The organism is Micromonospora sp. WMMB235, from assembly GCF_001855515.1.
GTDB lineage: Bacteria > Actinomycetota > Actinomycetes > Mycobacteriales > Micromonosporaceae > Micromonospora > Micromonospora aurantiaca.
This window is the reverse complement of sequence record NZ_MDRX01000001.1, coordinates 6,899,330-6,913,208: the sequence shown is the minus strand read 5'-3', so window position 1 is coordinate 6,913,208 and position 13,879 is coordinate 6,899,330. Positions and strand designations below refer to the sequence as shown.

The window sequence follows — 13,879 nt, the reverse complement described above, 5'->3', positions numbered from 1 at the left end:
GACGAGTCTCGTAGTCACCCACATCGATGTCAATAGCGGCGGCGGGACGCGATCGACCCGGTCGGAAATCGATTGCTGGACGGGTATAGGATTCCGTGCGATCTCCCGCGGTGGCGGTCTCACTCCGGTACGTCACCATCCGACGGGGGCCGGGCCGGAGCGCCCGGGCGACGACGACGGGAGCGCGATGACGACCATCTACGACGTGGCGCGTCGCGCGGGAGTGTCGCCGGCGACCGTCTCCCGCGTCCTCAACGGGCGTGCCTCGGTCGACCCGGACATGGCCGCCCGGGTACGGCAGGCCGCGCAGGACCTCGACTACCGCCCGAACGCCGTCGCGCGCAGCCTGCGCCGCAGCCGGACCAGCCTCTGGGCGGTCATCATCTCCGACATCGGGAACCCGTTCTTCACCTCGATGGTGCGCGGTGTCGAGGACGTCGCGCAGGAGGCCGGCTTCTCGGTCGTGCTCTGCAACGGCGACGAGGATCCGGAGAAGGAGGCCCGCTACGTGGCGGCGGCCCTGGCCGAGCGGATGGCCGGGGTGATCATCTCCTCGTCCGGGCGGCCGGCCCTGATCAGCCGCCTGGTGCAGGCCCGCATCCCGGTCGTGGCGATCGACAGGCAACCACGCGGCGTCGAGGTGGACACCGTGCTGGTGGACAACACCCACGGCGCCGAGCAGGCGACCGCCCATCTGGTGGGCAGCGGCTACCGGCGGATCGCCTGCATCACCGGCCCACGCCGGATCTCCACCGCCATGCAGCGGCTGCGGGGCTACCAGCGGGCGCTGAAGGCGAGCGGACGCCAGACCACCGAGGACCTGATCCGGTACGCGGACTTCCGCGAGGAGGGCGGCTACCGCGCGATGGCCTCCCTGCTGGAGACCGCCGAGCCGCCGGACGCGGTGTTCGCGGCGAACAACCTGATGACTGTGGGCGCCCTCGAGTGCCTCGTGGACAACGGCATCGGCGTGCCCGACCCGTTCGGCATCGTCGGGTTCGACGACATCCCCTGGGCGCACCTGGTCCGGCCCTCGCTGAGCACCGTCGCGCAGCCCACCTACGACCTGGGGCGCACCGCGGCCACGCTGCTGGTCGAGCGGATCGCCGACCCGGCCAAGGCACCCTCGACAGTGGTGCTCCACACCGAGCTGCGGGTACGCGACAGCTCGGCGCCGTCGGCCGGCCGCCAGGGCCCCGCGGCGGGCCGTACCCGGTCACGCGGCACTGCCGCCGGCTCGCTCAGATCGTGACCTCCCCGCACAGGTGCACCCGTACGCCCAGCTCGGCGAAGAGGGCGGCCTTGACCCGTAGCGCGCGGTCGGCGGTGCCGGCGTCGGGCGCGTAGACCACGTTGACGTGGTTGGCCTTGTGCCGGGCCATCAACTGGTCGCGGCCCACGCCGTGCAACACGGCGTGCATGATCGGCCACTGCGGTGTGGTGGCGTCCAGCCGCCGCCGGGTCTCCGCCTCGGGCAGCGCCACCACCGTGCCGCGCCCGAGGTCGACGCGCAGGCCGCCGTCCATCACGAACACCCGCGACCAGACGATCTCCCCCGGCTTCGACACGCCGCTGAGCGTGCCGCCGCCGAGCGGGAAGTACATCGGCGGCTGACGCATGCTGTATGACCTGTCGTAGCCGCCGTTGTGCGACGCGGGCACCGCACCGGAGATCTCGAAGACCCAGACGAAGTGCTCGCCGTACTGCTGCCCCCAGCGGATGTCGTGCAGCGTCGTCGCCGGGTCCAGGCCCATCGCGGTCCAGATCCGGTTGGTGACCAGCGAGTCCACCGCGACGCCCTCGTCCACCTCGTTGAAGTGCGGCAGCGCGACGCCCGGGTACAGCTCCCGGGAGCCGTCCCGGCTGGTCACCGGGGGGCGTTCGACGTTGTTCAGCAGCCCCTCGGCCAGGTCGCTGGCCGGCACGGTGTCCTTGAGCCCCTGCTGGTACTGGATCCCGACGGCGTCCAGGCCGAAGTCGTCGGCGATGCGCAGCGCGGCGACGTACATGCGGCACTGGCTGAGCAGTTGGGCGTACGTCAGCTCGGTGGCCTCGTCGGTGCCGGTGTGGAACGTCATCCCGGCCGCCTCCAGCCAGGCCAGCACCGCCCGCGCCTCGGTGTCGCGCACCCGCGCCATCTCCGCCACCAGCGCGCTCTGCGACAGGCGTTCCTTGAAGACGCCGAGCGGGTTGAGCAGCTCGTCGTCGATGATGGCGTTGTACATGCCCATGCAGCCCTCGTCGAAGACGCCGATGACGGCCCGCTCGGAGACGAGCTGCCGGGCCAGCGCCACGCCGAGTTCGACCTCCTCGTCCGGCCGCAGCACCGGCAGCGGGCGTACGTGGCTCTCGTCGTGCGTCACCCGGCCGGTCTCCAGCCACTTCTTCAGCCCGTCGCGCGCCCACTCGTCGGTGAAGTCCTCGCTCCACAGCGTCGAGTACCGCACGCCCGCCTTGGTGAGGCTGCCGGCGAGGTTGAGCAGGCCCACCAGACCGGGGTACTCGCCGCTCCAGTTCGCCACCAGCAGGATCGGCCCGCGGTGGGCGCGCAGCCCGGCCAGCACGTGGTGGCTGTACTGCCAGACCGCCTCCACCACGACGAGCGGCACGTCGGCCGGGATGCTCCGGAAGACCTCGATCCCGGCGCGCTGGCTGTCGATGAAGCCGTGTCCTTTGCCCGGGTCGACGTCGTGACCGCGCCGGACGTGCCAGCCGAGCGCGGTGACCGCGGCGGTGAGGTCGGCTTCGAGCTGCCGCTGGGTGGGCCAGCAGGTGACGTTCGCGCTCAGCCGCAGGTCACCGCTGGCGACTGTGTAGACGGTGCGGGGCGGGGCGGCCGGGCGCTCGACCGGCACGGGCAGTGTGTAACGGGTCACGGGGCAGCTCCCTCGGCGGGCGGACGGTGGGTGGAGCGGAACGCGCCCGGCAGGCGTTCCTGCCGGGCCGCAAGGGCGTGAACCACAGATCGGCTACCGGCATACAGCTCGCGGTAGAGCCGGTACAGCTCGTCGTAGTCGGCGGCGGGTTCGGGTCGTGGCCGACGCACCCCGGCGATCGGGTTCCACGTCTCGATCGAGACGTCCATCACGGTCCGGGCGGCCAGGAAGGCGCCGCCGTAGCTGGCGCCGATGGTCTGCGCCGGGATCTGCTGTTCCCGGCCGGTGATGTCGGAGACGATCTGGGTCCAGAGCCCACCCCGGGTGCCGCCGCCAACCGCGACGATCCGGCGGATGTCGCCGCCAGCCGCCTCGATCGTCTCGATGTTGTGCCGTACCGCCAGCCCGGTCGCCTCCAGCGCCGCCCGGTAGATGTCGCCGGGGCCGTGCGAGAGGGTGAGACCGGCGATCAGGCCGCGGGCCCGGGGATCGAGGATCGGCGTGCGTTCCCCGGCGAAGAACGGCAGCATCAGCAACCCGCGGGCACCGGCGCCGGAACGTTCGGCGAGGCGGAGCAGCTCGGTGTGGTCGGTGCCCGCCACCAGGTCGCGTAGCCAGCCGGTGATCGCGCCGGAGGTCGCCATCCCGCCGGCCAGGTTGCGGGTGCCCGGCAGCGCGCCGACGGTGCCCCACAGCGACGGGCTGGTCAGCCGGTGCGGCACGGTGTGCACGAGGAACATGGTGGTGCCGTACATGAGCATCAGGTCGCCCACGCCCTGCGCACCCACGCTCAACGCCTCCGACCAGGCGTCAATCGTGCCCGCCACCACCGGAACGCCCTCCGGCAGGCCGGTCTCGGCGGCGGCCACGGCCGTCACCTCACCGGCCACGTCGCCGGGCCAGCACAGTGGCGGAAGCTCCAGTCCGGGTGCGAACGGGTCGATCCACGGCCGGTACCAGTCCTGGGCCTCGGTGTCGTAGAACGGCGTGCACTGGCTTGCCGAGTGGTGATCGAGCAGGTAGCGACCGGTGAGCCGGTAGGCCAGCCACGAACTGGGCATGAACAGCCGGCGGGCACGGGCGAACAGTTCCGGTTCGGTGTCGGCCACCCACGCGATCTTCGGGCCCGCCGCCTGGCTGGACAGCGCCGACCCGCACCGCTGGATGATCTCGTCGGCGCCGAACCGCTCGTTCATCCGCTCGATCTGCTCCCCGGCGCGGGTATCCACGCCGTAGAGGACGGCCGGGCGCAGTGGAGTGCCGCCGGCGTCGGTGAGCAGCACGCACGGACCCATGCCGCTCACCCCGACCGCGCACACCCGGACGTCACCCGGAGCCAGCAGATCCCGGCTGAGGGCGACGAACTCCCGCCACCAGATCCGGCCGTCCATCTCGACCCGGCCAGGGCCGGGCCGGTCGACCCGGTGCTCCAGGACCCGGGACCGGACCAACCGCCCGTCGAGGTCGACGAGAACCCCCTTGCTGCTCGACGTGCCAATGTCCACGCCGAGCACCACCGGCGCCGCCCGCCGCACGCTCGCGCTGCGCATCCCGGCCCCCGCGCTCAGAGGCCACCGAGCTTCGCGTACGCCTCGGCGGCGTTCTCCCTGGTGATCCGCATGGTGCCCAGCGTGGTGGTACGCGGGACGTCCTCGGCGCAGTCGACGAGGATCTTCCGGGCCAGCTCGACCGCCTCCCGGCCGCCGGTGGCGTACTGGAACGTGGCGGCGAGGCGGCCCTGCTCGACGGCCTTGATCCCGCCGGAGGGCACCGGCAGCGCGTCGATGCCGGTGAACTTGATCCGCTGCGCCTTGCCCGCCGACTTCGCGGCGAGGTAGGCGCCCTCGGCCATCGGGTCGTTGTGCGCGTAGATCGCGGACACGTCCGGGTGGGCCTTGATCAGCGCGTCCGCCACCGACTGTCCCTTCTCCCGCAGCCAGTCGCCGGGCTGGGAGGCGACGATCTGGATCTTCGGGTTGGCGGCGATGCCGTCGCGGAAGCCCTGCGCGCGCTCGGCGGCGGGGGTCGAGCCGGGCAGCCCGGCGATCTCGATCACCTTGCCGCCGTCGGGCAGCAGCGTCGTGGCGTAGAACTCGCCGGCCGCCTTGCCGATCGCCACGTTGTCGCCACCGATGAACGCGGTGTACGCCTCCCCCTCGACCTTGCGGTCCAGCACGATCACCGGCACGCCCTGGTCGTACGCCTTCTTCACCACAGCGGTGAGCGGCTTGGCCTCGTTCGGCGAGATGATCAGCAGGTCGATCTTCTGGGTGAGGAAGTTCTCCACGTCGGCGACCTGCTTGCTGTTGTCCTGGGCGGCGTCGGAGACCACGACGCGGAAGCCGGGCACCGACTTCGCCGCCGTCTGCACGTCGTTGTTCATCACCTGCCGGTACGGCTCGGCGTTGTTGGCCTGGGACATGCCGATCAGGAAGTCCTTGCCGGCGCCGCAGGCGCGGGCCCGCCCGGCGTCGTCGGACGGCTTCTCGACGCTGCACCCCGTCGTGATCGCCAGCGCGCCGGTGACCAGCAGCGCGAGCAGTGTGGTTCGCTTGTCCATCGGGTGGCTCCTCGGAGTCGGTTCGGTCAGGCGATGCCGCGGCGCAGCTTCTGCAGCGCCGCCGCGAGCACGATCACCAGTCCTTTGATCAGCAGCTGGACGTTGGCGTCGATGTTGTTGAGCGCGAGGATGTTGTTGAGGATGCCGAGCAGCAGCGCGCCGGCCAGGGTGCCGCCCATCGAGCCGGAGCCGCCGGCCAGGCTGGTGCCGCCGATGACGACAGCGGCGATCGCGTCCAGCTCGTATCCGGCGCCGTCGTTCGGGCTGCCCTGGTTGAGCTGTCCCGCGTGCACCACTCCGGCCACCGCCGCCAGGAGGCCGGCGACGGCGAACACGGCGACCTTGACCCGCGTCACCGGCACACCGGAGAGCCGGGCCGCCTTCTCGTTGCCGCCGATCGCGCAGACGTGCCGGGCGAACGCCGTCGTCCGCAGCACCACCACAGCGGCCACCCCGATCAGGACGAACAGCACCGCCGGCACCGGGAGCACGCCGTTCATCGAGCCGTTCAGCAGTTCGAAGGCGGGCGGCGCCTCCTGGGGTCCGTCGCCGTAGGCGATCGGGATGCCGAGGCCGCCGGACCAGATCCGGGCGATGCCCCGGGCGACCTGGAGACCGGCCAGTGTCACGATGAACGACTGGATGCCGAGGCGGGCCACGGCGTACCCCTGGAGCGCGCCGAACAGCACGCCGATCGCGAGCACGGCGGCGACGGCGGGCAGGATGCCGAGTCCGGAGTCGACCATGAGCGTCGCGGTGCCGACGGCCGACAGGCCGAGGATCGCCCCGACCGACAGGTCGATGCCGCCCAGCAGGACGACGAACGTCATCCCGATCGCGATGATGCCGATCTCCGACACCGCGCGGACGATGTTCCCCAGGTTGCCGGCGGTGAGGAAGAGGATCTCGCCGTCGCGGCGCGGTGAGGCGAGGATCGCCACGACGAAGATCACGAGCAGCGCGAAGAGACTCTGCACCGCGAAGAGCCGGTCGGCGAGTTCCCGGCGGCTGCGCGGCCGACGCAGCCAGTGGGCCGTCGCGCCGCGCAGTCCGGCCGTACCGGCGGCGGGCGGCGCCCCGGTCACGGCCGGCTCGGGCGGCGGCACTCGGGTGTCGGTCATCGGTCGTCCCTTCCGGCGGCCGGGCCGCCCATCGCCGCCGCGAGGATGTCCTCGCCGGTGCAGCCGCCGGTGGCGAGGTCGGCCACGGCCCGGCCACGGCGCAGCACCACCACCCGGTCGCAGACGCCGAGCAGCTCGGGCAGTTCCGAGGAGGCGAGCAGGATGCCCATGCCGTCGCCGGCGAGCCGGCGCAGCAGCCGGTAGATCTCCGCCTTCGCCCCGATGTCGACGCCGCGGGTCGGCTCGTCCAGCAGGAGCAGCCGCGGCTCGGTGAGCAGGTGCCGGGCGAAGACCACCTTCTGCTGGTTGCCACCGGAGAGCGCGCCGACCGGCGTGGCCGCCGACGCCGTCTTGATCGCCAGGTCGGTGACCGACCGCGCGACGGCCGCCCGTTCCCGGCGTCGGCTGACGATCCCGGCCGTGGTCAGCCTGGACAGGGCGGCCAGCACGATGCTCCGGCCGACCGGGTGGTCCAGGACGAGCGCGGAGCGGCGCCGGTCCTCCGGGACGAAGCCGACGCCGGCCCGCAGTGCCGCGCGGGGGCGGCGCGGCGCGTACGGGCGGCCGGCCAGCAGCACCGCGCCGGTGCGGCGACCCGCGGACCCGGCGCCGAACAGGGTCTCCAGCAGTTCGGTACGTCCCGCGCCCATCAGCCCGGCCAGGCCGACGATCTCGCCGGCCCGCACGGTCAGGCTGACGCCGTCCGGCTCGCAGCGGCCGAGCCGGGGCGTCCGGGGCCGCACGGCCAGGTCGGTGACACGCAGCAGCGGGCCGCCGCCGGCGGATCCGGGCGGCGGGCCGGGAGCGCCGGCCGTTTCCGCCGGGGCGGGCTCGAACAGCGACGCGGCCCGGCCGCCGACCATCATCGCCACGATCCGCCGCCGGTCCATCCGGCCGGCCGGTACGACACCGGCGACGGAACCGTTGCGCAGCACCGTCGCGCGGTCCGCGACGACCTCGATCTCCTCCATCCGGTGGGAGATGTAGACGACGCCGACGCCCCGGCGGCGCAGGCCGCCGATTGTGGTGAACAGCCGCCGTACCTCCCCGTCGGCGAGCGCGGCCGTCGGCTCGTCCATGACGAGTACGCGGGCGTCCAGGGCGAGCGCCTTGGCGATCTCGACGAGTTGCTGCTCGCCGACGCGCAGCGAGCCCACCGGGCGGCGCGGGTCGATGTCTGCGCCGAGCCGGTCCAGGTGCTCGCGCGCGGTGCGGCCCGCGGCCCGCCGGTCGACTGTGCGCAGCCGGGTCCGGGGCTCCCGCCCGAGCACGAGGTTGTCGGCCACCGAGAGGGCGGGCACCAGGTCGAGTTCCTGGTGGATGGTCGCGATCCCGGCGGCCTGGGCGGCGGCCGGGCCGGTGAACCGTACCGGCGTCCCGTCGACTGCGACTTCTCCGTCGTAGTCGGTGATCACGCCGGAGAGGATGTTGATCAGGGTGGACTTGCCCGCGCCGTTCTCGCCCAGCAGCGCGTGCACCTCGCCCGCCCGTACGTCGAAGTCGACGCCGTCGAGGGCCGTCACGCCGCCGAACCGCTTGGCCACTCCGGTTGCCGCGACCACCACCCGGCCGCTAGGGCCGGGCGCGTCGCGGGTGTCCACGCCGGTCACGGGATCGCGTTGATCGCGGTGTGCGCGGCGTCGGCGAACTGCACGTCCCGCCGGACCCCGCTCGCGGTCAGACGCCAGGTGCCGCCCGCGTACTGGCCCGGCGCCCAGGACAGGCCGCCGGAGCGCCACAGCGGCTGCCAGGCCGCCATCGCGTGGCCGGCGTCGTACCAGGTGTTGTCGCCGCGCCAGGCCGACCCCCACCGGTGCGCCGCGACCACCGAGAGCCCGTCGCCGGTGCTCATCGTCCAGCGGGGCATGCCGGTGACGTCACCTGTCGGCCGCGCCTCCACCGCCGGGTCGCCGACCAGCGGCGACGCGCCGTCGATGTTGAACGCCACCTCCCACACCGCGGCGGTCGGCCACCCGTTCACCGACCAGGTGACGTCGCTCTGCAACCCGGGGCCGGTCCACCGGGGCGTCACGGTGAGCAGCCAGTCGGCGGTGACCGGCTCGTCGCCGAACGGGATGCCGACCAGGTTGATCCGGGAGCCGTCGGCGGACACGTCGACCCGGTCCGGCGCCCCGGCCCGGTCGGTCACGTCGAACCGGCCGACGGCGAGGTACGGCCCGGTGCCCCGGTGCGACGAGTCGAGCGCGGGACGGTGATTGCCGGCCCCGGCCGGGTCGACGGCCAGCTCGGCGATCCGGGCGCTGGGCCAGGTGCGCACGTCGGCGCGCAGGAAACCGGTGGTCACCGTCCAGCCGCGCGCCACCACGCCGGTCGACCAGGTCAGCGGCGCCAGCCAGAGCCCGCCCTGACCCCAGCCGGCGTGGGTCAGGTACCAGTTCGAGCCGTCCACCACGACCTCGGCGGCGTGCGCGTCCAGCACCGTCACCTTCTCCGCGCCGTCGAAGCGCAGCGGGTCGCGGCTGCGGTAGACGGCCGTGCGCCGGTACGCGGCGCCGTAGTCGGTGCCGTCGCAGCAGACGAACAGGTACCACCACTCCCCCCGGCGCACCACGAACGGCGACTCCGTCTGCCCGCCCGCCCGGCCGGTGTGCGGCGAGGTGTACGCGATCGCGCGGCCGCTCCACGAGCGCAGGTCGGTGCTGGTCCGGTACGCCACGACATGGTTGCCGCCGGACGGGCTCGACGTGGCCGTGTAGTACATGACCCAGCGGTCGCCGACCCGGGTCACCATCGGGTCGCGGCCCTCCCACCCGTCGATGAACAGCGGGTTGGCGGAGCTTCGGGTCCAGGTGAACAGGTCGGTCGAGGTGGCCAGGTGCATGCGGTACCGGGCGTAGTCCGGGTTCCCGGCCGCGTAGAACATGTGGTAGACGCCGTTGTGGTGGACGACGTGCGGGGCCCAGATCCACTGCTCCCCGGCCCCGGGGTCGGCGGCCAGCGCCACCGGCCGTTTCGTCCACGGGCCGGTCGGGGTGGGCGCGGTGGCGTGCCCGAAGACCTTCTCGTCCTGCGGCGCACCGGGTTCGGCGTGGGTGATGCCGAACAGGTGCCACACGCCGGTCTGCTCGTGCCGCACCAGCGTGTGGTCGTTGTAGTACCAGGTCGTCGACTCCCCGGCGCTCGGGTCGTAGACGCGTGTGGACGCGCCCCGCGCCGGTGTCTCACCGAGCGTCTCGTACGGCGTGGTGGTGACCGCCGCGAGCGGGCCGACGCGACGCAGCGTCACCGTGTCCAGCCCGGCGAAGAAGCCGGTGGAGGACGCGGACCGGCCGGTCACCGTGACGGTGAGGCGGTGGGTGCCGGCCGTCAGCGACACCGAGCCCAGCGGCACCGCCCCGGTGCGCTGCACCGCGCCCGCGTACCCGTCGAAGAGCTGGCCGACCGCCACCCCGTCGACGGCGAAGCGCAGCGTGCCGTAGTCGCCGGCCCGGGTGAGGACCGCGCCGAGGTCGTACTGCCCGGCCGGCACCGACGGCAGCGTGAGCGTCACCGCGTCACCGGCGCGGGCGCCCCGGAACCACAGTTGCCGTCCGCCGGACCAGCTCACCCCGCAGCAGTCGGTCTGCGCGCCGACCGGCGCGGTGGCGGAGACGACGGCGAGCGACTCGGCCTCGAACCGGACCGGGTCGTCGGCCGCTGCCGGTCCGGCCGGGACCGCCACCAGGGCCACCCCGAGCAGGAGCGCCGCGAGGGCACGCCGGGCGCGCATCACGACACGCTCGGGCGGGGCAGGTCGGTGCCGGGGGCGAACCGGTCGTGCCAGCGGTTGCCCGGTGGCCCGAATCCACCGCCGGTGGAGAGCGAGACGAACACGTCGGCGGTCAGGCCCCTGGTGAACGCGACCACGTCGGCCCGGCCGTCGCCGTTGAAGTCCCCCACCCCGGGCAGCTCGTCGCCGAAGGCGAAGTGGTCGTGCCACTTCCAGGAGCTCTGCACGAAGCGGCCCCCGTCGGAGAGCGACACGAACACGTCGCCGGTCGTACCCCTGGTGAACGTCACGATGTCGTCCCGCCCGTCCCCGTCCACGTCGCCCACCGCCGGCAGCTCGTCGCCGGCGGCGAAGCTGTCGTGCCACTTCCAGCCGTCCTCCACGAAGCGGGTGCCGTCGGACAGCGACACGAACACGTCGCCGGTCGTACCCCTGGTGAACGTCACGATGTCGTCCCGCCCGTCCCCGTCCACGTCGCCCACCGCCGGGAACTCGTCGCCGAGCGCGAAGTGGTCGTGCCACTTGACGCCGGGTCCGAAGCCGGAGCCGGTGGAGAGCGCCACGTAGACGTCGGCGGCGGCGCCGCGGGTGAAGGTGATGATGTCGGCGCGGCCGTCGCCGTTGACGTCGCCGACCGCCGGGATCTCGGCGCCGACGGCGAAGAAGTCGTGCCACTTGACGCCCGCGGAGTAGCCGGAGCCGGTGGAGAGCCCGACGTAGACGTCGGCGCTGTCGCCACGGGTGAACGTGATGACGTCGGCGCGGCCATCGCCGTTGACGTCGCCGGTGAGCGGCACCTCCGCGCCGACCGCGAAGAAGTCGTTCCAGGGCCGGCTGTCCGGCACGAACCGGGTGCCGTCGGAGAGCGACGTGAACACGTCGGCGGTGGCGCCGCGGGTGAAGTCGACGGCGTCGTCGCGGCGGTCGCCGTCGGCGTCGCTGGTGTTGCGGGTACGGGTGGTGGCCGACACCTCGGCCGAGGGCGCGGCGGCGTTGCCCGACCCGTCGACGGCAACGACCCGGTAGTAGCGGGTCTGCGCGGCCGGCAGCGGACCGTGCCGGAACATGGTGGCACGTGTGGTGCCGACCAGGTTGGCGGCGGTGATCGCCACCCCCGGGTTCCGGGACGCGTAGACGCGGTAGGAGACCACGCCGACGTCGTCGGCGGAGGGGGACCAGGTCAGGCCCAGCGCGTGCACGCGCCCGCCGGCCAGGGCGAGACCGGCGACCGGGGCCGGGGCGACAGTGTCGGTGAACGGCGCGATCATGCTGTCGGCCAGGTATCGGGCGGCGGTCCAGGCCGGCGCGCCGCTCGCCGGGGTGAGCTGGACGGTCACCGCCGACCGGCCCGCCGTCAGCGCCGCGGGCAGTACGAACTCGTCGGCCAGCCAGCGCTGCCTGTCGTTGCCCAGCGGCTGGAGCCACACCCCGGCCGGTGTGCCGTCCACCGACACGGCCGCCTGCTGGTAGCCACCGGCCTGGTCACCGTGGCGGCGCAGCCGTACCCCCTGGTTGGCCGGGTCGATCGCCAGCCGGAAGCGGACCGTGGCGGTGGTGGCACGGACCTGGCCGGTCTGCGGGACGTTGTCGTCGTCGCCCTCGAAGGCGGCGGTGAGCGCGGTCTGGGTCGCCGCGGAGTCGGTGTACGCGTGCGCGGCGCGGCTGGCGGCGTCGCCGGTGACGACGGTGTCGGTCCGGCGCGTGGTCACGGTGCGCTGGGTGTAGAGGAACGCGGTCGAGGCGTACTCGGCGGGCATGTCGTTGGCCGGTCCGTGCTCGATGCCGAAGCGCAGCGCGGTGCCGTACGCCACCGCGTCGCCGATCATCAGCCGGTAGGCGGCGTCGCACTCGTCGGCGCATCCGCCGCCGCGGACCAGGTGCGCGGTGTTGCCGGTGAAGACACCGCTGTACTCGCCGCGGTTGAAGTACCAGCCCGACTCGTAGAAGTCCTCGGTGCCGGTGCCGTAGATCTGCGGCGTGGGCGAGCCGTCCACGTGCACCCGCTCGTCGCCCTCCAGGTAGTTGCGGGTATTGCCGCCGATGATGTGGCCCCGCATGGTCTGCGAGACGCCGACGAACCGGCCCCGGCCGGACTGGTCGGCGATGATCCAGTCCGCGCCGCCGACCGCCTCAGCGCGGCGTGACTGGGTGGTGAAGTAACCGGCGCTGCCGTCGGCGGCGAGCCGGGACGTCCACTCGGCGCCGGGCGCCGACGTCACCTCGAACTCGACGCCGCCGACTGCGGTGCCCGTCGTGTTGACGAGCGTCACGGCGGCGGCGGTGCGGAACGGCATCGGCCACCATGTGCTGTACCAGCCGCCCGGCGCGGAGTCCATGGCGAACATCAGCGACCGTACGGTGCGCTCGCCCAGCCCGGCGCCGAAGAACTCGCCGACCGGGCTGTCCACTGTCGTACGTCCGTCGAACGTCATCCGCAGCCGCAGCCCGTTGAGCGTCGGCGCCCCGGCCGCGGCGTCCGGTACGCGCAGCCGCAGCGCGGTGATCGCGCGTGGCCCGGTCAGGGCGGCCAGTGACACCTGCCCCTGCGCCGGGGCGGTGACGGTGACGCGCGTGGTGGAGGCGCCGGCCTGGGCGGGCTTCGGGTCGCGGGTGCCGGCGGCGCGCAGCAGCGTGACCACGTCGGTGGCCGGGTCGGCCGGATCGAACCGGGGCACCCCTGCCGCGTCGGTGAAGGTCCGGTAGGTGACGTGGTGGAACAGCGGGTTGTTCTGGGTGGTGATCCGCATGGACTCCCGGTAGGGCATGGGCACCTTGACGGTGACGCCGCCGGACGTCTGGTCGGCGTTGCTCACGAGCGGCGCGACGAACGGGCTGCCGAGCCGCCCGTCCACCAGATCCTGGAGGTCGGCCTGGACGACCACGACGCCGTCGAGTTCGACGCGGATCCAGCCGGTGGCGCGGACGTTGCCGTCGTCGCGGGTGAACCAGATCGACTGCACCTCGCCCGGACCGTGCGCCTCGGCGATCACACATCCCCCGCTCCGACGCAGACACGACCAGGTGCCGACGAAGCCGTCGTCGTTGGAGCCGTCGCGGCCGAAGCTGGAGAACTGGTGGGTACGGGTGCCGGCGGCCAGTTCCGGCAGGCGGTCGAGCCGGCGGTAGGCGTCCCAGCCGATCGGGCCCTTGTCGTCGGCGACGGCGAGAGCGGGAGCGGGCGCCGACGTGGCGGCCGGCGCGGCGGCGGACGAGGTCGCGGGCACGGCAACGGCCAGCAGCGCGGCTGCTGCGGCGCCGGCCCAACGGCCGATGCGAAGCCTCATCGGTGTCCCTTCCGAGCGGCCGTAGGAGCATGAGAAATCGATTGCTGGCGAGTTAACTTCGAGACTTCCACGGTTGTCAATACTTTGCGCCCGGCTTTCCCTCCAGGGCAGGAATCTTCGCGGCGGGTCGGCCCGCACGCCGCGCAGCCAGGCCGGGCGGAAGCGACGCTGAAGGAAGTTTTCCGGCAACACTCACCACCCCGGCGGGTATTGACAGGCTCCGAAGTCTGCGGTTTCACTTCTCCTCAGCGCCACCGTCCCGCCGATCGGGGCGCCAGCCGCCCCTTCTCCGACGCGAACTGTCAGGG

At 73.2% G+C, this 13,879-nt stretch carries 8 protein-coding genes; 1 reads left to right on the top strand and 7 read right to left on the bottom strand.

The features are described from left to right. The first annotated feature begins 187 nt into the window (after positions 1–187). Positions 188–1,252 (top strand): LacI family DNA-binding transcriptional regulator, encoded by a 1,065-nt coding sequence (locus tag BFV98_RS30780; protein WP_071098653.1) that lies wholly within the window; start codon positions 188–190, stop codon positions 1,250–1,252. On the opposite strand, the gene BFV98_RS30775 is transcribed toward BFV98_RS30780, so the two are convergent. From BFV98_RS30775 to BFV98_RS32125, 7 genes are read right to left on the bottom strand one after another with little or no spacing between them, the layout of a single operon-like run. Next, entirely contained in the window at positions 1,242–2,876 is a 1,635-nt protein-coding gene (locus tag BFV98_RS30775) for a fucose isomerase (RefSeq protein ID WP_071098651.1), read from the bottom strand. The genes BFV98_RS30780 and BFV98_RS30775 overlap by 11 nt on opposite strands. Further along, entirely contained in the window at positions 2,873–4,426 is a 1,554-nt protein-coding gene (locus BFV98_RS30770; RefSeq protein ID WP_071098649.1) for an FGGY-family carbohydrate kinase, read from the bottom strand. Before BFV98_RS30770 ends, BFV98_RS30775 begins: the two co-directional genes overlap by 4 nt. Before the next feature lie 14 nt (positions 4,427–4,440). Further along, positions 4,441–5,436, bottom strand: coding sequence for a substrate-binding domain-containing protein (locus BFV98_RS30765; RefSeq protein ID WP_071098648.1), 996 nt, complete (start codon positions 5,434–5,436; stop codon positions 4,441–4,443). A 26-nt stretch (positions 5,437–5,462) separates the two neighbouring features. After that, entirely contained in the window at positions 5,463–6,557 is a 1,095-nt protein-coding gene (locus tag BFV98_RS30760) for an ABC transporter permease (RefSeq protein ID WP_176921743.1), read from the bottom strand. Beyond that, a complete protein-coding gene (locus BFV98_RS30755) occupies positions 6,554–8,167 on the bottom strand; it encodes a sugar ABC transporter ATP-binding protein (protein ID WP_013476119.1) in 1,614 nt (537 codons plus the stop codon). Before BFV98_RS30755 ends, BFV98_RS30760 begins: the two co-directional genes overlap by 4 nt. Continuing rightward, entirely contained in the window at positions 8,164–10,287 is a 2,124-nt protein-coding gene (locus BFV98_RS30750) for a family 43 glycosylhydrolase (RefSeq protein WP_013476118.1), read from the bottom strand. The genes BFV98_RS30755 and BFV98_RS30750 overlap by 4 nt, the downstream gene beginning before the upstream one ends. After that, the gene (locus BFV98_RS32125) at positions 10,287–13,571 is read right to left on the bottom strand and encodes a DUF2961 domain-containing protein (RefSeq protein WP_071098646.1); all 3,285 of its coding nucleotides are present in this window, start codon (positions 13,569–13,571) and stop codon (positions 10,287–10,289) included. The genes BFV98_RS30750 and BFV98_RS32125 overlap by 1 nt, the downstream gene beginning before the upstream one ends. Between the last annotated feature and the right edge of the window lie 308 nt (positions 13,572–13,879).